We start from the raw sequence: 18,962 nt of genomic DNA, 5'->3' as shown, positions 1-18,962 counted from the left end.
CCGACTCCCATGGCGCGGTACATATTCATCACCGGCGGCGTGGTCTCATCGCTTGGCAAGGGACTGATGGCAGCGAGCCTCGCTGCCCTCCTCCAGGCGCGTGGCTACAAGGTCCGCATTCGTAAGTTCGATCCCTATCTCAACGTCGATCCAGGGACGATGAGTCCCTATCAGCATGGCGAAGTCTATGTGACCGATGACGGGGCGGAGACCGATCTCGACCTGGGGCACTATGAGCGCTTCACCGGCGTCTCAGCGCACCAGAACGACAATATCACTTCGGGCCGCGTCTATCGCGACATCATCACCAAGGAACGCCGCGGTGATTACCTCGGCGCCACGGTGCAGGTGATCCCGCACGTCACCGACGCGATCAAGGAGTTCGCGCTCGCCGACCAGGACGATCATGATTTCATCCTGTGCGAAATCGGCGGCACGGTGGGCGATATCGAAAGCCTGCCTTTCATCGAGGCCATCCGCCAGCTGCGTAACGAGCTGCCGGTAGAGCAGACCTGCCTCGTCCACGTGACGCTGGTCCCGTATATCTCCGCTGCGGGCGAGCTGAAGACGAAGCCGACGCAGCACTCGGTGCGCGAACTGACCAGCCTTGGCGTGCAGCCCAATCTCCTGCTGTGCCGCTGCGAGCATGAGCTGCCCGAGACCGAACGCGCCAAGATCGCGCTGTTCTGCAACGTGCGCAAGGAAGCCGTGATCCAGGCTCTCGATGCCAGCAGCATCTACGCCGTGCCGCAGCAATATCACGGCGAAGGGCTCGATCGCGAAGTGCTGCGCCATTTCGGCATGACCGAAGAAGCCCCGGAGCCGGACCTGTCGCGCTGGGAAGACGTGATCGACCGCTACGAGAATTACGAAGGCGAGGTCACGATCGGTGTGGTCGGCAAATATGTCGGCCTGCCCGATGCCTACAAGTCGCTGAACGAAGCGCTGGTCCATGGTGGCATGGCCAACCGGGTGAAGGTCAACATCAAGTGGATCGACGCCGAAATCTTCGAACAGGAAGACGGTGACATCGCTGCGCAGCTCGAACCCATGCACGGCATCCTTGTGCCCGGCGGCTTTGGCGAGCGCGGGTCGGAAGGCAAGATTGCCGCTGTGCGTTTTGCGCGTGAACGCGGCGTGCCCTTCTTCGGTATTTGTCTCGGCATGCAGATGGCTTGTATCGAAGGCGCGCGGAACACCGCCGGCATCCCTGAGGCATCCTCCACCGAATTTGGAGAGACGAGCGAACCCATCGTCGGCATCATCACCGAATGGATGAGCAAAGAGGGGCTGCAGCAGCGCTCTGCCGATACCGATCTCGGCGGCACTATGCGCCTTGGCGCCTATGCCGCGAAACTGTCCCCCAATAGCCATGTCTCGCAGATCTATGGCGGAGCGACCGAAATCTCCGAGCGCCACCGCCATCGTTACGAAGTGAACTCGGCCTACAAGGACCGGCTCGAAGCGGGTGGGCTGGTTTTCTCGGGCATGTCACCCGACGGCCTGCTGCCCGAAATCGTGGAGCGGCCGGACCACCCCTGGTTCGTGGGCGTGCAGTTCCATCCTGAACTGAAAAGCAAGCCCTTCGACCCGCATCCATTGTTCGCCGGCTTCATCGCTGCGGCATTGAAACAGGCGCGACTGGTGTAGTTTTGCGCAAACATATGTCGCAATCTGGCATAGTATAGGAAATTTCCCTTGCACTTGCTGCAAAGCAGCGAATAACGGGAATTCAAAGAAATTCCGATTCTCGGATCTACGTGAAGGGCATCAGACACATGCTTTGTGGTCTGGCGCAGTGAACGCAGTTCGGTCGGCCGCGAATGCATCAACAGGGGCTTGTGATGCATGCTTCCGGCCCGATCTTGCCAAGGGGGGCGGGCTCTCTATTGCGACCCGGAGAGCTGGTTTACCGAGGCTGGTCGGCGCAATGCGTCGAGGGGGCGGTGCCTTGCGGTACCGCCCCCGAACTTTCTATATGAAACGATTGGTTGTGACGTGGCGACGTCAGGCTGCGTTGGCCGCATCCTCGTCGGATTCGCTGTCATCCTTGACGACTTCGAGCGTCTTCTGGCCGCCAATGGCGATCTTCTTCGGCTTCATCGCCTCGGGCACTTCACGCACCAGGTCGATCGCCAGCAGGCCATCGGCAAGGTCCGCATTGGCGACGCGGACATAGTCGGCCAATTCGAAGCGGCGCTCGAAACCGCGATTGGCGATGCCGACATGCAGCATGTCGCCTCCGGGCTGTTCGTCGCGCTTCCTGCCCTGCACGACCAGCAGGTTCTGCTGGGCGGTAATGTCTAGGTCCTGCGCGCGGAAGCCGGCCACCGCCAGGGTGATACGGTACTCGTCCTCGTCGCGACGTTCGATGTTGAAGGGCGGGTAATTGTCGCCGCCGGAGTTGCGGGCCTGCTTCTCCAGCAGGTCGAACAGCCGGTCGAAACCGACGGTGGAACGGCGATAGGGGGTAAAATCGAAGCGGTTCATCTGAAACAAATCCTCCATCGAGCAATTTGAATTGTGTAAGGGGCCCGAAATCGGCACCCCTTTGCCCGTTCGCGCCTCGCGCTATGGGCGTGGTTGAGATAGGTCCGGGCAGAGGCGCTTTCAAGACCCGCGCCCTTGCGCGACAAGGCCATGAAACAAGGACATATAATTTGAGCACCCCCAAGGTCGAAATCTACACCAAGATGCTCTGCGGCTATTGCACCAGGGCCAAGCACCTGCTCGATTCTAAGGGCGTGGACTATGAAGAATACGACATCACCATGGGCGGCGAGAAGCGGCGCGAGATGATGGAACGCAAGCCTGACGCGCGCACTGTGCCGCAGATCTTTATCGACGGACAGGCGATCGGCGGATCGGATGACCTCGCCGCGCTCGAGCGCGAAGGAAAGCTCGACCCGCTGCTGGGTCTCTGATCGATGGCGGAAACGCGCATCGCCCTGCTGCAAATGACGGCCGGCATAGACCCGGCGGCCAACGCTGCCGTAATCGCCGATGCCGTACGACAGGCCAGGGCGGATGGCGCGCAAATGCTGTTTACGCCCGAGATGAGCGGCCTGCTCGATCGCAACCGCAAGCGCGCCTCCGAGACCATTCGCGCCGAGGGCGAGGACATGGTGCTCGACGCCGTGCGTGAGACCGCCGCGCGCGAGGGCCTGATGATCGCGCTCGGTTCGCTCGCGGTGGTGCGCGAGGACGGGCGCTGGGCCAATCGTAGCTTCGTGATCGACGGGCAGGGCGAGATCGTCGCCCGCTACGACAAGATGCACATGTTCGACGTGGAGCTCGACACGGGCGAAAGCTGGCGCGAATCCTCCGCCTACACACCCGGTGAGGAGGTGGTTACGGTGGAGACGCCGATCGGCCGTCTGGGCCTCGCCGTTTGTTACGATATGCGCTTTCCAGCCTTGTTCGAGGAGCTGGGGCGTCGCCAATGCGATGCGATCGCCATTCCCGCTGCTTTCACCGTGCCCACAGGCCGTGCCCATTGGGAACTGCTGTTGCGGGCGAGGGCGGTGGAAGCGAGTGCGTATGTGATCGCGGCTGCGCAGGTTGGTGAGCATGAGGATGGGCGCACCACCTATGGCCATTCGCTGGTCGTCGATCCCTGGGGGGATGTGCTGCTCGACATGGGCGGTTCGCGGGCAGGCTTGGCCTTTGCCGAGATCGATTCCGAGCGAATAGCCGAGGTGCGGCGACAGCTGCCCAGCCTTGCCAACCGCCGCGATATCCCTAAATCAGCCTCGCAATGATCGTTTTCGACCTCTCATGCGACGCTGGCCACCACTTTGAAGGGTGGTTCGGATCGTCGGCCGACTTCGCTTCCCAGCAGGAGCGGGGGCTGCTTACATGCCCGCAATGCGGTTCAGCCGAGGTGATAAAGGCGCCGATGGCTCCTGCCGTGCCGAAGAAGGGCAACCAGCTGGCCGATATCGTGGCGCGCGGGCGTGAGGATGCAGGCAAATCCGGTCCGGAAGAGGGTCTGCCAGCCGCGTCCGACGTGCAGCCTGTTTCCAACGCGCCCATGCCGCCTGAAGTGCAGCAGGCGCTGGAAAAGCTGGCCGAAGCGCAGGCCAAGGCGCTCAAGCGGAGCAAATGGGTGGGCAACAAGTTCGCCGACGATGCCCGTGCGATGCACTATGGCGAGCGAGATGCGGAGCCGATCCACGGGGAAACCAGCGTGGAAGAAGCCGAGCGCCTGCTGGAAGAGGGGATCGAAATCGCGCCCCTGCCATTCCCGGTCTCGCCTCCCGAAGAGCTCAATTGACAGCTCGGGAACGCTTGGCAATTGCCTGTCAATCCGCCTCCGGTTAAGGCCGGTGATGGATGCGCCCGTAGCTCAGTTGGATAGAGCATCGGATTCCTAATCCGGGGGCCACAGGTTCGAATCCTGTCGGGCGCACCATTTTTTTTGCCCTCAAACGCCGGGCGCGGGCATCCGCCCGCTTGGCTTGCCTCGCACAAGCTCGGGCGGCCGTTCGGCCTTGCGAACCCTTGCGGGTTCGATCTTGCTCGCTTGCTGCGCGCAAGGCAGCGGTCGTCTCCGCTGCCTCAGAAGCGCACGACGACCTTTCCGATCTGCTGGTTCGATTCGAGATAGGCATTGGCCTCAGGAAGAGACTCCAGTCCGTTGAAAACCTTGGCGATTACGGGATCGAGCTTGCCTTGTGCCAGCCCCGCCAGCACCGTCTCGCGCGCCGCCTTGAAGCGGTGCGGGTGGTTCCAGATTTCGCTGGCGACCCAGCCGCGCATGCTGGCGCCCTTGAACGCCATCGGCCAGTGCGGATAGGGCGTCGGCTCTCCCGACAATCCGCCATAGATGAACAATATGCCGCGCTCCGCCAGTGCCTGCGCCAACGTGTCGACATAGGGTCCGCCGACCGGATCGAAGGCGCAACGCGCACCCTTGCCGCCGGTGATCTCCATCACCCGGGCGACGAGGTCTTCCTCCTGCGTGGCGATGACATGAGCGGCACCGAGCTTCTTCAAGGCATCTGCCTTGGCGCTGGTACGCGTGGCGGCAATGGGTGTGGCGCCCGCCCAGTTGCACAGCTGGATCGCCGCCAGGCCCACGCTGGACGAGGCCGCGGGGATGATCACCGCATCGTTGGGGCCGACTTCGGCGACCTCATAGACGGCATAGGCGGTCATATACTGCATCCAGATCGCCGCGGCCTGCGTCACATCGAGACCTTCAGGAGCCGGCAGGATGATGCGCGTCGGCACGATCGCCTCCTCCGCCCAGATTCCGTAATCGCCCTGGCTGATCATCGGCAGGACACAGACGCGCTGGCCAACCGCGTATTCGTGCACATCCTCGCCCAGCGCGGTGATGGTGCCGACGCCTTCGTAGCCGATCAGGCTGGGGAGCTTGGGCTGTACCGGATAGTTGCCGGCGCGATACATGGCTTCTGCACGGTTGAGGCCGACGGCTTCGGTTCGGATGCGCACTTCGCCCGGGCCGGGTTCGCCAACTTCCATCTCATCGATGACCAGCTTTTCCGGTCCGCCGGTCTCGTGAAATCGCATTACCCTTGTCATGCTGGCCCTCTCCTCGCGTAGCATTCGCGGACTGTCATGACGCGGGGGAGGGGGGCTTGTCCAGCGCTGTGTCGGACGACGAGCGCACAAAAGAAAGGGGCCCCTCCCGAAGGAGAGGCCCCTGACTTGTTTCGCTTTTTCTACGCGGATTAGAACTGGAGGTTCGCACCCAAGTAGAAGCGGCGACCGTTCGTGTCGTAGAACGTCGCATTGTAGCTGCCGCCCGACAGCTGACCCAGCGACGGATCAGCAGCGGTGTTGATGTTCCCAAGCGGCGGGCGCTTGTTGAACAGGTTGTCAACACCAAAGCGCAGGTTCAGCGCGTCGTTGACCGAGTAGGTGCTGTTCAGGCTGAACAGGTTGTACGACGGGAAGCCGGTGGTCGGCGTCGGAGCGCCGGTCAGAGCTTCGGTCGCATCCTCGATCGACGGACGGTGCTGCCACTGCAGGCCGATCGTTGCCGGGCCGATGGCGTAGCCGACATTCGCCAGCAGGCGATACTCGTAGACACCGGTATTCAGGCCGTTTTCGCCCGTTCCCAGCGTACCGACATAGTCGACCAGCGGCAGGATGCCTGCCAGAGCGGTCGAGCTGAAGTCGAGCTGGTAGTTGCCGATCAGGTTCACGTTCAGCGTACCCGGACCAACGTCCATGCCCCAGTCGAGCTGCACGTCGATACCTTCGATCTTGAACTCACCGTTGTTGACATAGGTACGGTTCACGTTGCCCAGGGCACCGGTACCGTTACGCGGCACGTTCAGACAGAACTGCGAGTTCGCGACGTCCTCGTTGCTGCCTTCCCAGGCAGGGTTCAGAGCCGGATCGTAGCACTGCTGGAGAGCAATACCCACGGTCTGTTCGCCGATGGCGTCCTTCACGTGGATGCTGAACCAGTCAACCGACAGGCGCAGACGCTCAAGAGCCGGACCTGCGAACGGCGAGTTGATCACGAAACCAGCGGTCCAGGTGTTGGCCGTTTCCGGAACCAAGTTTGGGTTGCCAATGGTGGTCGGGAAGGCGAAGCCGCCCGTCGCGCTGCTCTGGACACCATTGTAGAAGTCCTCGTCAGCATTCGGGTTACCCGAAGCTTCCATCTGGATACGGCAAACCGCTTCGACGCGAGCACCGTTGGCGTTGCCGCCAGCGAAGGCGTCACCGTCCTGGTTGGCCGAGAAGGAAAGCGGATTGGCCAGCGAGCAGGGGTCACCGGCGGTGTTGCCACCGAAGGTCTGCTGCGCAGCCAGGAACAGCTCACCGATGTTCGGAGCACGTTCTGCGCGGTTGAAACCGCCACGGAAACGCAGCCAGTCGGTCACTTCCCAGTCACCCAGGATCTTGTAGGTGTAGCTGGTACCCGTGGTGGAGTAGTCGGAAATACGACCGCCCACTTCCAGGTTGAGCTGCTGGATGCCCGGAATGTCCGACAGGACCGGGATCAGCAATTCGCCGTACAGTTCATGCACGTCGAAAGCCGCGTCCACATTGCCGCTGGGATAGATGCCCAGCGCCTGGTCCTGGAACGAACGACCCGCGGTGGTCAGCGTGTCATTGTCGAACTCGTACTGCATCTCGCGATAGCTGGCGCCGACCGCGATGCCCAGTTCACCGGCCGGAAGATCGAAAAGGCCACCGCTGATGTTCATTTCAGCGATCGTCTGCGTCACTTCACCACGGTTCTTCAGGTCCGCACGGATGGCTTCGAGGCAGTCCTCCGAGAACCCGCCAGCCGGCGGATTGTAGAGGTTGAGGCCCGAAGTACAGGTACCCGTCGAAGCACCGAAACCGAAGTTCGGCGGGCCCTGGTTGCCTGTCGAGGAATAGCCTGCACCGAAGTCAGGTGCCGACATGATTTCCTGGAAGCGCGACAGCGAGTAGATGCCGGTCTGCTTCGCATAGGTCGACGAGATGCCGTGGCTGACGAAAGCTTCCCAGGCGAAGGAGGTGCCGGGGATATAGCCTTCGAGACCACCGGTCAGGCTGTAGGTCGTCACGTCGGTGAAGGTTTCACGATCGTCGAACAGCAGTGCCTGCACGGTGAACGGATCTGCCGCACCCGAAACCATCGGTTGCGTCGGAGGCGGCGTATCGGGGTTGCCGTCGTCAGGAATGTACTCTGCATCGCCGGGCCGTGCAGAACGCATACGGCTGGCAAGCAGCGTTTCCATTGCCGAAGGCAGGATACCGTCGCTCAGCTGCGTGGGGTCGACGTTGACCGTCCAGCCGTTCACGGCCGGGCCCGGCTCGTTACGCGTGTAGGTCTCGACGTGGCTGAACATCGCCTGGCCGAACACACCAATCCAGTCGTTGATCTCGTAGTTACCGCGAGCAAACGCGTTGTAACGCGTCAGCGGCAGGATCAAGTAAAGGTTGGTGTTGTTGGTGCCGATGCCGCCAGCGATCGTCTGCTTGTAGGCAGGATCGTCAAGCGGGGCGTTGCCGTTGCCGAAGTTCTGGCCGGTACCGTTGGCGCCGATCGTGAACGGCGTGCCATCCGGAGTGAAATAGACGGTCGTGCTCGGATCGAGGCCCGGGCCAGCCGCATCCGGGAACACCGTGGTGTAATCGGGCAGGTTGCCGGCCGACGAGAAGCCAGGTGCCGGGATGAAGAACTGCGTGCCGCCGATGTTCGGATCGGCCCACAGGTCGCGGTACCAGCTGCGATCGCGCTGATAGTTGGCTTCGCGAGTGTTCATCGACATTGCCAGCGACACGTTACCGCGTCCATCGGCGAAGTCGGCACCCATGATGCCGGACAGCTGGTATTCGAAGTTGTCGCCTTCCTGGGTGATGCCGGCCTGGGCATCCAGCTCGAGACCTTCGAAGTTACGCTTCAGGATGAAGTTGGTGACACCGGCGACAGCGTCGGCACCGTAGGTGGCCGATGCACCGCCCGAGATCACTTCGACGCGCTCGATAGCAGCCGAAGGAATGGTCGAGATGTCGACCACGCCCGAAGCGTTGCCGGGCGTACCGCGACGACCGTCGATCAGGACGAGGTTACGGTTGGTACCGATACCGCGCAGCGACACGGTTGCAGCACCCGGGGTGTTGGTCGCCGTCGGCTGGATGTCGCCACCAGCGGTCGGCGTCTGGGCCGGAACGAACTGCGGCAGGCGGTTCAGGTTGGATTCGATTGCGGCAGTCGACGACGATTCCAGCAGGCTTTCGTCAATGGTGACGAACGGGCTGTTGGCTTCGAAGTCCTGACGCTGGATGCGCGAACCCGTGATGACGATGCGATCTTGTTCGTCTGCACCTTCATCCTGGGCCATTGCCGGGGTGGCGATGGCAAAGGTGCTGGCCCCACCGGCCAGCAGAAGGGCCTTGAAGACCCGCTTGTTGCTCAAACTCCTCACTTGGTGCTCCCTTCACAGTGAACGCAGGCGACAGTGCTGCCGCGTGCGATTTACTATCCTGCTGCCGGTTTCCCGATGCGACCGAGGCCACGCCGATAGCCCGAACCGAAGCCCATGGCCCCGGCAGCTGAATGATGTCAGGTTTGGAATGTCGATTTTGCCGCCTTGATCGGCAATTTGGCGGGCGCCCTCCGACGCAAGCCTTCTCTCTTCCTCCCCCGGCGGTCCAAGGCTGTTGAATCGGCCCTTTTCCACGCAAACCCGCACATATTCTCCAGCCTTGACAGTGTCCAGTGGCGCTCTCGCCTGAACTGCGGGAAATGGCGGCTCCCCGTCGGCGTGAAGGACGAATTCTGTTTCCTTGCGCGGTTTCCAAGGAAACCGGTTCTGACATAAATCATGATAAATCAGATATATGCTGCATTTGCACAGATTTTGATGCGGGAGTACTGTTGCCAAGCTGCATCGCCCTGCAACTTCCGACTTCTGCCGTCCAGTTGACAAGGTCCGGTCCCGGTGCAGCCGTCGCAGGCGGGCTCGAAGCGACCGGAGGATCACCGGGCGCTTGTCTTTCCTACCGGGAGCACACTAGGCTGAGCGCAGAGCGCAAAGGCGCTGGAGAGGGTTGGAGGTAAATGACTTTGCCCGAAAAGGCAGACCCAGTTGCGGAGGGGCCTCGTGCAGGGCCGGTTGCGGCCTGGCGCAAGGCGCTGATCGATCATGCCATCGCGCTGCGCCAGCACCTTCTGGATGAATCGGCCGGAGGAGGGCGGCGGCTTGAAGTGAGCGAGGCTCGACTCGCTGCTATCCATGAGGGCTTGGGCCCCATGGCGTCCGAGGCGCTCCGGATTGTCGAGGCCTACACCATTGGTTCGCACTCTGCTGAAGGTGAGGCTTCCAGCACCGAAGATGTTCCGGCCGAGTTCGCCGCTCGCCTCAACATCATCATGAACGGGATTGCCCCGGCCGCCGTCCCGCCGACCGAAGGAAAGCGCTCGCCTGGCGTTATCCAGAGCGAATTGTGGCAGTTGCTCTACAAGGTTCGTGAGAGTGCCGAGATGGCCTATGCCCGCGAACTCGACCTGGTGGAACTCGACCGCAGGATCCTGTTCCTGCTTCATAATGTCGGGCCGCTGGTGCCGGCGGAGATATCCAGTGCGGTCGGCGTGGACAAGGCGCAGGTCAGCCGTTCGGTCAAGCGCCTGCTCGAACTCAAGATGATCGAGCGTGAGCAGCTGCGCGCGCCGCTTAGCCTGACGCGCAAGGGGCAGGGGCATAGCGAGCGGCTGTTGCGCCTGGCCGAGTTGCGCAATCGCGAGCTGACCTTCGATATTGGCGATGCCGAACTCGAATCCTTCTTTGCCGTGATCGAGAAGCTGCTCGACCAAGCCGTGCGTCTCTATGAGCAGGAGCGCGAGCTGAGCAGCGCGCAGGAAACGCGCGAATTCCCGCGGCCCGGCGCGCCGGTAGAAAGCGAGAGCGTAGGCAGTGGCGACAGGATCGTGATGGACCGATCCCGCATCATCTCGCCGCTGATGACGCTGAGTTCCTATTTCAGCCGCAGCGGCTCTCTCACCTTCAAGCGGCTGACCAAGCTTTCAAACTTCGAGGCGTGGGTTCTCAACGAGATAGGGCGTGAACCTCCGATTGAATGGAATGCTCTGGTAGATCGCCTCGATCGCGATCACAGCCAGGCCGGTCGTACGGTTAATGCGCTGGTAGGACGTGGGCTGGTGGTACGCGAAGGCAAGCCCGGGCGACGGCACGGGCAGTTCTCGCCCAGCGCCGAAGGGCAGAAGCTGTTCGAACTGATCCAGGAAGCGAGCCGCCAGCGCAGTGCCTTCCTGCTTGCCCCGCTATCGAAGGACGAGCGGGAGGGTTTCCTCGCCACGTTCGACAAGATCCGTCGCAATGCCGTCGTGCAACTCGAGCGCGAACGCGCCTTCGAGGATTTGGGCCAGCGCTAGGAATTCGGTGCCGCTCCGCACGGAGCAACCACGCTAGTCCACGCGTTCGACGCGAACCGACTGCTGGTTGCGATAACGCAGCAGGAAACTGCCAAGCGAGGCGCGGTTGATTTCCACTTCGGCACCACGGCGCGGAACGCTGTAGGTCTGCGGCACGGAATCGCTGATCCGCCAGACCGCGCCATCTTCAAGCGTGATCTCGTAACGACCAACGCCGACCTGCCGTACATCGGCAACGCGCGCGGTCAGTTCCTGCAATTCGCCTTCGCGCAATTCGAACCTTTCAGGTCCACGAATGTCTTCGGCACCGAAGCCGGCGCGGCCGGTGGTGTTCGGTCCGCTCATCACGGCGCCGGAGCCCTGGACGACGGTTTCGCCGGGAATGGTGCGCGGATTAGCACCGGCGGTGCGGATGTTGTTGTCATAGCAGGCGAGGCGTGCGCTGGGATCATCGATACGCGCGCATTCGCGCATGATATTGAGCACCACATCGTCGGCCACCTGCGCCGATGCAGGTGTGGAAATGGCGGCCAGCGAAGCGGCCCCGGCCAGGAACAGAGCGGCGCGATGCGCGATCATGACGTGAAGAACTCCCTCTCTTGCGCGCAACAGTGGCGCTGCACGGTCCTGCGCGCAAGAGCCTTGCGGCGCAGTGAATGCAGATATCCCCTAGTCGCCTGTACGCCGGGGTTCAATCCTGAGAGTCCGCCTGCACCTCGCGTTGGCGCTGGTCTTCCTCGATCGAGCGGAACAGCGCCTCGATATTGCCTTCGCCGAAACCTTCGTCACCCTTGCGCTGGATGAATTCGAAGAAGACCGGGCCGATCATCAGACGGCTGAAGATCTGCATCAGCAAGCGCGGATCGCCGCCGCCGGTCGTCCCGTCGACCAGAATCCCGCGCTTGCGCAGATCGGCCACGGGTTCTCCATGGCCGGGCAGGCGGGTATCGAGCTGCTCGTAATAAGTGTCGGGCGGAGGCGGGGCGAAGGCGAGGTCGAGTTTCGCCAGCTTGTCGAGCGAGGAATAGAGGTCATTGCTGGCCAGCGCGATATGCTGGATGCCCTCACCATTATAAGCGCGCAAATACTCGGCAATCTGCCCCTTGCCGTCGGCGCCGCCTTCCTCGTTGAGCGGAATGCGGATCTTGCCGTCGGGCGCCACCATCACCTTGGTGTTGAGGCCCGAATATTCTCCGGTCACGTCGAATTGCCGCAATTCGCGGAAATCGAAAATGCGGCTGTAGAAATCCTCCCAATGGGCGATGCGGCCATTGTAGAGGTTGTGCGTGAGGTGATCGATCTCGGTGAAGCCCGCACCGGGCGGATGCAACTCCGCGCCTGCCTCATAGATGAAGTCGATGTCGTAGATGGTGAGGCCATGGGCATGGCGGTCGATCAGGTAGATCAGCGATCCGCCGATCCCGCGAATGGCCGGCAGACGCAGTTCCATCGGCCCCGTCGGCACCTCTGCCGGCTCCGCGCCGCGTTCGAGCGCGAGGTCATAGGCTTTCGCCGCGTTCTTCACCCGGAAGGCCATGCCGCAAGCGGAAGGCCCGTGCTCGGCCGCGAAATAGGCCGCCGGGCTTTTCGGTTCGTAATTGGCGATGAAGTTGATGTTCCCCTGCCGCCACAGCTGGACGTCCTTGGAGCGGTGCCGGGCGATTGGCGAAAAGCCCATCCGCTCGAAGGCTGATTCAAGGACGCCCTTTTCCGGCGCGCAGAACTCGAGGAATTCGAAGCCGTCGAGGCCCATGGGATTGATGGTCGAAGTGGTCATGGTTTCAAATGTAACCTTATGCTCGGACAAGGGCAAGGAGGCAGTGGAATGCACGGCCGGACTCGGTTAGTGGGCAATTCGGCGCAACCCCTCGGGAAAGTGCTTGAATCGGTGTGAAACTTGTGATTCTGTGAATTTATGAACGCTCCCGTCAGCACACGTGACAAACGCATCCAGTACTTCGCCTTGGCGTGGTTGCTGCTGCTGGGCACGCTTGCGCTGGCAGGGCCGTACGGCTTGCTATCGTGGAGCGAGCAGAGCGGGGTGCTCGAAATGCGTGCGGCGCGTATTGCCGCCTTGCAGGACGAGCGTGCCGTACTCGCCAACCGTGTCGAGCTGCTCGATCCGGACAATGTCGATCCCGACCTCGCCAGCGAATTGCTGCGCCACAACCTCAATGTCGCCCATCGAGACGAGTATGTGGTGGAACTCGACGACCAGCGCTGACGGTTGCTGGTCAAAACTTTTCTAACCAGTTTGGTTCAAAGCTGATTCTCGGCGTTGCCAGCGCACGATTCACGTGCCTATAGCCGCTGTGAATTTGCATCACACCCTTGATGCGTCAGCAGGATAATTGCGTTTTGGCCAAGACCCCATCGTCCACCGCTAAGCGCGCCGCTGCCAAGAAAGCGCCGGCCCGCAAACCCTCCGCCAAGAAGGCAGCTGCGAAGAAACCCGCAGCAAAATCAGACGGATCGGATGACAATTTCGCGCTCCGCAGCCTGCAGGACGCGTTCGAAACGAACAAGCGGTTCAAGGCCAGCAAGGACGAGCTGCTCACTTTCTACGAAAAGATGCTGCTTATCCGCCGGTTCGAGGAAAAGGCCGGCCAGCTCTATGGCCTCGGCCTGATCGGCGGTTTCTGCCATCTCTATATCGGCCAGGAAGCCGTCGCGGTGGGCCTGCAGAGCGCTCTGGATGAAGGCAAGGACAGCGTTATCACCGGCTATCGCGACCATGGCCACATGCTCGCATACGGCATCGATCCCAAGGTCATCATGGCCGAGCTGACCGGCCGCGAGGCTGGCATCAGCCGCGGCAAGGGCGGCTCCATGCACATGTTCAGCACCGAACATGCCTTTTACGGCGGCCACGGCATTGTCGGCGCGCAGGTGCCGCTCGGCGCGGGTCTCGCCTTCGCGCACAAATACAATGAGGATGGCGGCCTCTGCATGGCCTATTTCGGCGACGGTGCGGCGAACCAGGGCCAGGTTTACGAGACCTTCAACATGGCCGCTTTGTGGAACCTGCCGGTGGTCTTCGTGGTCGAGAACAACCAGTATGCGATGGGCACCGCAGTCGCCCGCTCATCGGCAGAAACCGAATTCTACCGTCGCGGTACCGCTTTCCGCATTCCCGGCATGGATGTGAACGGCATGGACGTGCTGGAAGTGCATCAGGCAGCCAAGGTGGCTGTTGAGCATGTGCGCGGCGGCAATGGCCCCGTGCTGATGGAGCTCAACACCTATCGCTATCGCGGCCATTCCATGTCCGACCCGGCGAAATACCGCACGCGCGAGGAAGTGCAGGGCGTGCGTGAAAAGAGCGACCCGATCGAGCTGGCCAAGGCCGAGCTTCTCAAACTGGGCGTGAATGAGGATGAATTGAAAGAGATCGAGAAGACCATCCGGGCGAAGGTGGCCGAAGCAGCCGATTTTGCCGAAACCTCGCCGGAGCCGGAGCCGTCAGAACTCTACACCGATGTGCTGGTGGGAGATTACTGAGATGGCTATCGAACTGAAAATGCCCGCCCTTTCTCCCACCATGGAGGAAGGAACGCTGGCCAAGTGGCTGGTGAAGGAAGGCGACGAAGTCTCCGCCGGTGATGTGCTGGCCGAGATCGAGACCGACAAGGCCACGATGGAATTCGAGTCCATCGATGAAGGCGTAGTCGGCAAGATCCTGGTGCCGGAAGGATCCGAGAATGTGCAGGTCGGCACGGTGATCGCCGTGCTGGCGGGCGAGGGCGAGGATATCTCCGCTGCCGCATCCGCAGCTCCTGCACCGACGGCAGCCGAAGAGGCCCCTGCGCCGGCCGAACAGGCCTCTAGCGCGCCCGAAAAGCCCGCTGCCAAACCTCGCCCCGCCGATCCTGCGATCCCGGCGGGTACCAACATGGCGCAGCTCACCGTTCGTGAGGCACTGCGCGATGCCATGGCCGAGGAAATGCGCCTCGATCCGCGCGTCTTCGTGATGGGCGAGGAAGTGGCCGAGTACCAGGGTGCCTACAAGGTGACCCAGGGCCTGCTGGAAGAGTTCGGGCCCAAGCGCGTTATCGACACCCCGATCACCGAATATGGCTTTGCCGGCATCGGCACGGGGGCTGCCATGGGCGGCCTGCGTCCGATCGTTGAATTCATGACCTTCAACTTCGCCATGCAGGCGATCGACCACATCATCAATTCGGCGGCCAAGACCAATTACATGTCGGGCGGCCAGATGCGCTGCCCGATCGTGTTCCGCGGCCCCAATGGCGCAGCCAGTCGCGTCGGTGCGCAGCATAGCCAGAATTACGGCCCGTGGTATGCCAGCGTCCCCGGCCTGATCGTGATCGCGCCCTATGACGCGTCGGACGCCAAGGGCCTGATGAAGGCCGCGATCCGTTGCGAGGATCCGGTGGTCTTCCTCGAGAACGAGCTGGTCTATGGCAACAGCTTCGAAGTCGCCCAGCTGGACGACCACGTGCTGCCCATCGGCAAGGCGCGGATCATGCGCGAAGGGTCGGACGTCACCATCGTCTCCTATTCCATCGGCGTGAAATTCGCGCTGGAAGCGGCGGAACAGCTCGCTTCCGAAGGCATCGATGCAGAGGTGATCGACCTGCGCACGCTGCGCCCGCTCGACACGCAGACGATCCTGGAAAGCCTCGCCAAGACCAATCGCCTGATCGTGGCGGAAGAGGGCTGGCCGACCTGCTCGATCGCATCCGAAGTGATCTCGGTCTGCATGGAGGAGGGCTTCGATCATCTCGATGCCCCGGTCCTGCGCGTCTGCAACGAAGACGTGCCGCTGCCCTATGCCGCCAATCTCGAGAAGCTCGCGCTGATCGATACGCCGCGCATCGTCGAGGCTGCGAAGAAGGTCTGCTACAAGGGCTGAGGCTGCGAACCGGCGGGGTGTTACCCGCCGGGCGTGGTGCCCGCACCGTCGAGCGTCGAATAGGTATCGCAATCGGCCGCGCTATCCGGATGGCCCGGATCGCGCTGGTAGATTTGCGACAGGTCGCGATCGTCGCGCACGGTGAAGCTGGAATATCCGGCGATCGTGGTCGGCATGCCGAAAGGATTGCCGATCAGCGGATCGTAGTCATAGGCGATCTCGACGAACATCACCGCTTCATTGGCAAAGGCGATCACTTCCTCTCCGGCAGGGCCCATGCCGGGAAACTCGGTTTCGCGGCCATCGCCTTCCTCGCCAAAGCGCGGAGTGTATTGCTTGGTCCCCATGCAACGCTGCCAGTGGATATACTGGTCGCCCTCGGTCCCCGGCAGCACTTCCAGGCTGCTGACAACCACGCGCCCGCGTCCGAACAGGTCGAGGTGGTGGCCGATCTGCAGTTCGGCTCCGTGAAACAGGTCCTCGAAATCGGATTCGTAGATGCGCCGGTTTTCCAGCATGGACTGGTCACCGATGCGCGAGGCGTTGTCGGCGACATGCACCGCCAACTGGTGGATGCGCATCTGCACGATGGCGCGATTGGCCAGCTCCAGCCCCATCAGCCCCATGCTCAGCAGCACGGGAAAGGTCAGCGCGAATTCGGTCGCTGCCAGCGCCGTGCGGTCGCGCAAAAGGCACCGCATTTCCCGTCCCAGCGCCGCGATCACTTGCAGAACTCCACCGAGGCGTCGGTCTGCTGCATGGCATAGGGCTGGTTGCGCAATAGCGTGCGCGCCGTGGTCGTCACCTCGTCGGGCAATCCGGTGAAAGTGTGCAGGGGGAACTGCCGCTTGTAGGTGACCGAGACAGTGTAGAGCACCGCATCGCGCGCGCCGCCAAAGCCGCCGGTTCCGCGATCGAGGTCCCATATCTTGTTGCCATTGGCGTCCTCGAAAGGCTCGCCATCATTGCACACCCCATCCTGATTGGAATCGGTGAAGTCTTCCGCCTCGCCGACATCCTGGAAATCGCTATAGGCGCGCCGGTCGAAGCTCAGTTCGGCCGAGGGGACCACGGCCCGCACCGCATCCGTCACCCGCCCGTCGATCTGCGCCTGTGCCAGGTCGGAACCCTCGATGGTGGAATCGCGCGCGGCCTTGTGAATCGCGCCTTCGACCATCGATGCGGCGTAGATGTTGTAGGACATGTCGAACAGGCCGAGCAGCGCCATGATCAGCACCGGGGCGACCATGGCGAATTCCACCATGGTCGCGCCGCGTTCATCGCCCGACAATGCCGCGGGCAAGCGGGCATGCCGGAACCGGCGGGTCAATTCACGATCCTCAGTTCGCCCATACGCCCGGCGATTTCGCTGAAGGTGGCTTCCAGCTGCACAGCATCGTCGGCGACGAAGTAGCGGCTCGTGCCCGCGCATTTCTCCATCGCCGGGTTGGCCTCCGTGCCGAAGCTGATCACCCAGACCTGAATATTGCGCTTCTTCACTTCCGCGCAGGCGAAGGAGAAGCGCTCTTCGACCGTTTCGGTCAGCGACATCTGCGATTGCGGGCGCCAGCGGCGGCGATCGAGTGGCTCGATACCATAAGCGCCGTAGGAAATGTCGAGCGGCGCAGTCTGCCCGTCGGTCAGGTAGATCATGTGGCGCTGTGTCGCACGCCCGCCGATATTGGCGTTGGTGGCAGAGAAGAGGCCGGTTGGCGAAAGCAGGCGGCCGCCCCAGATCATGCCGATATCGTGATAGGTGCTACCCTGCACGTCCAGATCGTCGACATAGGCCTGCACCTGGCTGGTGGTCAGTTCGGCAAGCGGCTGGGCAGGGGAAGGGCATGGGCCGAAGCCCCACCACCAGGCATTGATGAAAGGCGCGTCACTCACCACCGCGCCGGGCGTGAACTGGCCGCGGCCATTGGTGCGGATTTCGCGCACATAGCTCAACTCGTTCAGCATCGGGCGCCATTGCGTGTCCGGATCGTCGGGATCCGGCGCCAGGTCGAGATCGAGGTCGAGCGCGCGATCGAGGTCGACCGCATCGTAATTGGTAATCTCGTAGGTCGAGCGCTCTTCCACGCAGCCGCGATAGCGCACGGTCACATTGGTAGGCGCGCTGGCGACCCCGCCCATAGGCACTTGCGTTGAATTGGAGCTGTCGAGGAAGGACAGGTCGGTGACGAAGGAATGATAGCGCCACCGGTCCAGCTTGCGCTTTTCGGTGCCCGTCTGCCGCTGATGCCGCTCTACGACGTAATCGGTGTAAACGATCGGCGTCACTTCGACCGTATCGGAATCGACTTCGCGGCAACTGTAAGCGCTACCATTTTCGCGCGAAGTGCGGATTTCCCAGTCGCCATTGGTGGCTGTTCCCAGATCTTCCCACGTCTTGTCGCCGCCCGGGCAACTGGCGTCGTAATATGACGTGCCGGACACGCGCGTGCCGCCGACATGGACCCAGTTGGTCTCATAGACCGGCACCGTTTCCGTCTTTCCGGTGGGCGCGGCCACGCGATAGTTGTAGCTCCATTCGTCTACCAGCCAGTCACCCTGCAGCAGGTGGCCGACATTCACATTGGTCGAATAGGGCAGGAAGCCATAGCGGATGCGGGTACCGGGGGCCTTGCTCGCTTCCATCTGCGTGTGGAAGCTCACCACGGTATCGCGCAGGGCGTCGATCCTCGGCCGCGTGTCGCCGAGATTGGTCATCAGCATCGAGCCGGTGGTGTCGAGCACCATCATCACATCGGTGTTGGGCATGTCGATCTGCGCTTCGCAGCTGACTGCGAGCTGGATGCTGTCGACGCCGAAAGCCCCCATGATGGTGGTGGGCAAATCCGCCGATGCCGTGGCCGAAATGGCATGGTCCTGTTCCAGCACCATGGCAAAGCGGCGGTTCTCGCTGCCATAGGCGTTGTCGCGGAAATTGATGTTGAAGAAGCGCTGTCCGGTATCGGCCACTTCGGCGGGAACCGTGTCGGTCACCGCGACTTGCGTTCCCAGCCGCTTGCGCGCGGCCAGCGTCCCTGCGTCGCATGCCTGCTGCAGGCGCGTTTCCGCCAGATAGGCACGCCCCATGTCGATCCCGCTGCCGATGAGGGCGAGCAGGGGGAAAACCGAACCCGCGACGATCATGATCACATTGCCGCGCGTATCGCGGGCAAGGCGGCTCATGAAGCGCGACGCTTGGGCTGGTATTGAGGGTGCGAC

At 62.2% G+C, this 18,962-nt stretch carries 16 protein-coding genes and 1 tRNA gene; 9 read left to right on the top strand and 8 right to left on the bottom strand.

All coding sequences use genetic code 11. The annotated features are described in order from the left end of the window. Nucleotides 1-9: 9 nt before the first annotated feature. Nucleotides 10-1,650 (top strand): CTP synthase, encoded by a 1,641-nt coding sequence (locus E5222_RS07530; protein ID WP_136693158.1) that lies wholly within the window; start codon nucleotides 10-12, stop codon nucleotides 1,648-1,650. Between the two features lie 357 nt (nucleotides 1,651-2,007). Here the strand turns inward: E5222_RS07530 and E5222_RS07525 are convergent, their stop codons facing one another. Continuing rightward, the gene (locus E5222_RS07525; RefSeq protein WP_211196117.1) at nucleotides 2,008-2,490 is read right to left on the bottom strand and encodes an Hsp20 family protein; all 483 of its coding nucleotides are present in this window, start codon (nucleotides 2,488-2,490) and stop codon (nucleotides 2,008-2,010) included. Nucleotides 2,491-2,660: 170 nt separating this feature from the next. Here E5222_RS07525 and grxC point away from each other — a divergent pair, with 170 nt between their 5' ends. The 4 genes from grxC to E5222_RS07505 all read left to right on the top strand — a co-directional run bounded on the left by grxC (nucleotide 2,661) and on the right by E5222_RS07505 (nucleotide 4,414). Beyond that, nucleotides 2,661-2,924, top strand: a complete 264-nt coding sequence (gene grxC / locus E5222_RS07520) for a glutaredoxin 3 (RefSeq protein WP_281276751.1) — start codon at nucleotides 2,661-2,663, stop codon at nucleotides 2,922-2,924. A gap of 3 nt (nucleotides 2,925-2,927) precedes the next feature. After that, nucleotides 2,928-3,761, top strand: a complete 834-nt coding sequence (locus E5222_RS07515; protein WP_136693156.1) for a carbon-nitrogen hydrolase family protein — start codon at nucleotides 2,928-2,930, stop codon at nucleotides 3,759-3,761. Next, the gene (locus tag E5222_RS07510) at nucleotides 3,758-4,276 is read left to right on the top strand and encodes a DUF1178 family protein (protein ID WP_136693155.1); all 519 of its coding nucleotides are present in this window, start codon (nucleotides 3,758-3,760) and stop codon (nucleotides 4,274-4,276) included. The genes E5222_RS07515 and E5222_RS07510 overlap by 4 nt, the downstream gene beginning before the upstream one ends. 61 nt (nucleotides 4,277-4,337) lie before the next feature. Further along, nucleotides 4,338-4,414, top strand: a tRNA-Arg gene (locus tag E5222_RS07505). Nucleotides 4,415-4,560: 146 nt separating this feature from the next. Here the strand turns inward: E5222_RS07505 and E5222_RS07500 are convergent. Then, nucleotides 4,561-5,550 carry a zinc-dependent alcohol dehydrogenase family protein gene (locus tag E5222_RS07500; protein WP_136693154.1) on the bottom strand — a complete coding sequence of 330 codons (990 nt, stop codon included), beginning with the start codon at nucleotides 5,548-5,550 and terminating at the stop codon, nucleotides 4,561-4,563. A gap of 149 nt (nucleotides 5,551-5,699) precedes the next feature. After that, the gene (locus E5222_RS07495; RefSeq protein ID WP_136693153.1) at nucleotides 5,700-8,897 is read right to left on the bottom strand and encodes a TonB-dependent receptor domain-containing protein; all 3,198 of its coding nucleotides are present in this window, start codon (nucleotides 8,895-8,897) and stop codon (nucleotides 5,700-5,702) included. Nucleotides 8,898-9,541: 644 nt separating this feature from the next. Between E5222_RS07495 and E5222_RS07490 the strand changes: the two genes are divergently transcribed. Further along, complete coding sequence (locus tag E5222_RS07490) at nucleotides 9,542-10,873, top strand: MarR family winged helix-turn-helix transcriptional regulator (RefSeq protein ID WP_136693152.1); 1,332 nt, start codon at nucleotides 9,542-9,544, stop codon at nucleotides 10,871-10,873. 33 nt (nucleotides 10,874-10,906) lie between these two features. Here E5222_RS07490 and E5222_RS07485 read toward each other — a convergent pair whose 3' ends face one another. Both E5222_RS07485 and hppD read right to left on the bottom strand, forming a co-directional pair. Further along, on the bottom strand, nucleotides 10,907-11,452 hold the full coding sequence (locus E5222_RS07485; RefSeq protein ID WP_136693151.1) for a hypothetical protein: 546 nt from the start codon (nucleotides 11,450-11,452) through the stop codon (nucleotides 10,907-10,909). A gap of 112 nt (nucleotides 11,453-11,564) precedes the next feature. Continuing rightward, nucleotides 11,565-12,650: a 4-hydroxyphenylpyruvate dioxygenase gene (gene hppD / locus E5222_RS07480; RefSeq protein WP_136693150.1), complete on the bottom strand. Its 1,086-nt coding sequence runs from the start codon at nucleotides 12,648-12,650 to the stop codon at nucleotides 11,565-11,567. Nucleotides 12,651-12,788: 138 nt separating this feature from the next. On the opposite strand from hppD, the gene E5222_RS07475 reads away from it, so the two are divergent. The 3 genes from E5222_RS07475 (at nucleotide 12,789) to E5222_RS07465 (ending at nucleotide 15,749) form a co-directional block, all read left to right on the top strand. Continuing rightward, complete coding sequence (locus tag E5222_RS07475; RefSeq protein WP_136693149.1) at nucleotides 12,789-13,097, top strand: septum formation initiator; 309 nt, start codon at nucleotides 12,789-12,791, stop codon at nucleotides 13,095-13,097. Between the two features lie 134 nt (nucleotides 13,098-13,231). Beyond that, nucleotides 13,232-14,374 (top strand): pyruvate dehydrogenase (acetyl-transferring) E1 component subunit alpha, encoded by a 1,143-nt coding sequence (gene pdhA, locus E5222_RS07470; protein WP_246021606.1) that lies wholly within the window; start codon nucleotides 13,232-13,234, stop codon nucleotides 14,372-14,374. A 1-nt stretch (nucleotide 14,375) separates the two neighbouring features. Next, complete coding sequence (locus E5222_RS07465) at nucleotides 14,376-15,749, top strand: pyruvate dehydrogenase complex E1 component subunit beta (protein ID WP_136693147.1); 1,374 nt, start codon at nucleotides 14,376-14,378, stop codon at nucleotides 15,747-15,749. Nucleotides 15,750-15,769: 20 nt separating this feature from the next. Here the strand turns inward: E5222_RS07465 and E5222_RS07460 are convergent, their stop codons facing one another. The 3 genes from E5222_RS07460 to E5222_RS07450 are packed head-to-tail and all read right to left on the bottom strand — an operon-like array spanning nucleotide 15,770 to nucleotide 18,926. Then, complete coding sequence (locus E5222_RS07460; protein WP_136693146.1) at nucleotides 15,770-16,438, bottom strand: TadE/TadG family type IV pilus assembly protein; 669 nt, start codon at nucleotides 16,436-16,438, stop codon at nucleotides 15,770-15,772. 32 nt (nucleotides 16,439-16,470) lie between these two features. After that, nucleotides 16,471-17,079, bottom strand: coding sequence for a TadE/TadG family type IV pilus assembly protein (locus E5222_RS07455; protein ID WP_246021604.1), 609 nt, complete (start codon nucleotides 17,077-17,079; stop codon nucleotides 16,471-16,473). Continuing rightward, nucleotides 17,076-18,926: a pilus assembly protein gene (locus tag E5222_RS07450; protein ID WP_169053519.1), complete on the bottom strand. Its 1,851-nt coding sequence runs from the start codon at nucleotides 18,924-18,926 to the stop codon at nucleotides 17,076-17,078. Before E5222_RS07450 ends, E5222_RS07455 begins: the two co-directional genes overlap by 4 nt. Nucleotides 18,927-18,962: the final 36 nt, after the last annotated feature.

This window comes from Alteraurantiacibacter aquimixticola, from assembly GCF_004965515.1.
Taxonomy (GTDB): Bacteria; Pseudomonadota; Alphaproteobacteria; order Sphingomonadales; family Sphingomonadaceae; genus Alteraurantiacibacter; species Alteraurantiacibacter aquimixticola.
The sequence above is the reverse complement of the archived record's forward strand: the minus strand, read 5'-3'. Positions and strand labels throughout refer to the sequence as shown.